The sequence below is a fragment of the Microcoleus sp. BM001215392 genome (genome assembly GCF_036700185.1).
Taxonomy (GTDB): domain Bacteria; phylum Cyanobacteriota; class Cyanobacteriia; order Cyanobacteriales; family Microcoleaceae; genus Microcoleus.
In genome coordinates, this window is sequence record NZ_JAUBOJ010000744.1 from 1 (window position 1) to 1,146 (window position 1,146).

The window sequence follows — 1,146 nt, forward strand, 5'->3', positions numbered from 1 at the left end:
CTGGTACAACTTATACTTTCACAGTTACACCCACTGCAACTGGTAATGTCACCGTTGATATCCCCGCAAATACAGCGATTGATACCGTTGGCAATAACAACACCGCAGCCACTCAACTAACTCGCACCGCCGATATTATCGCACCAAATGTCACCTTAACATCAACATCACCAACTAACACAAACGCACCATTTTTAGTAACAGCAACCTTCAGCGAAACCGTCACAGGATTTACCGCCAGCGACGTTAACCTGACTAACAGTACGATTAGCAATTTCACAGGTAGCGGCACAACTTATACCTTTGATGTTACACCAACTACTACTGGCGCTGTCACCGTAGATATTCCCGCAGCTACAGCCACAGATACAGCAGGTAACAACAACACCGCAGCCACTCAATTAACTCGCACTGCCGATATCACCGCACCCACAGTAGCCTTAACATCAACATCAACACCCACAGTAACTGGCTTATTTACCGTCACAGCAACCTTCAGTGAAAATGTCACCGGCTTTGATACTACTGATATCAGCGTAGCCAATGCTGCTGTCGGAAACTTCGTCACAGTTGATGCCAAAACTTACACTTTTGATGTCACACCCACTGTTAGTGGTAATGTGACAGTTGATATTCCCACAGCCAAAGCCACAGATGCTGCGGGTAACAATAACACCGCAGCCACTCAACTAACTCGCACTGCTAATATCACCGTACCAACTGTTGATGTCATCCCACCTACTGCTAACTTGGCGGCAATTTCTAACATTACTACAGCGGGTGGTACAAGTCAGACGTTGACAGTTACTTTCAGTGATACTAGTGGAGTTGATGTTAGCAGTTTAGATAATTCTGATGTTGTTGTAAATTGGTCAGGTGGTGCTATTCCTGCTACCTTTGTTAGTGCCAATCCTAATAGCAACGGTACGCCTCGCACAGCGACATATTCGTTTATTGCACCTGGTGGAACTTGGGACAACACTGATAATGGAACTTACACAGTTAATTTGCAAGCATCGCAAGTGAGGGATACTGTTGGCAATTTGTCTGCTGCTAGCAGTTTAGGTAATTTTAGTCTGAATATTCCCGCACCTGTCACCACACCAACTCCGGTAACAACGCCAACTCCGGTAACAACGCCAACTC

At 45.7% G+C, this 1,146-nt stretch carries 1 protein-coding gene; it reads left to right on the forward strand.

Going from position 1 to position 1,146, the window contains the following annotated elements:
* A partial coding sequence (locus QT974_RS34595; RefSeq protein ID WP_333472856.1) for an Ig-like domain-containing protein occupies positions 1-1,146 on the forward strand: 1,146 nt, incomplete at both ends.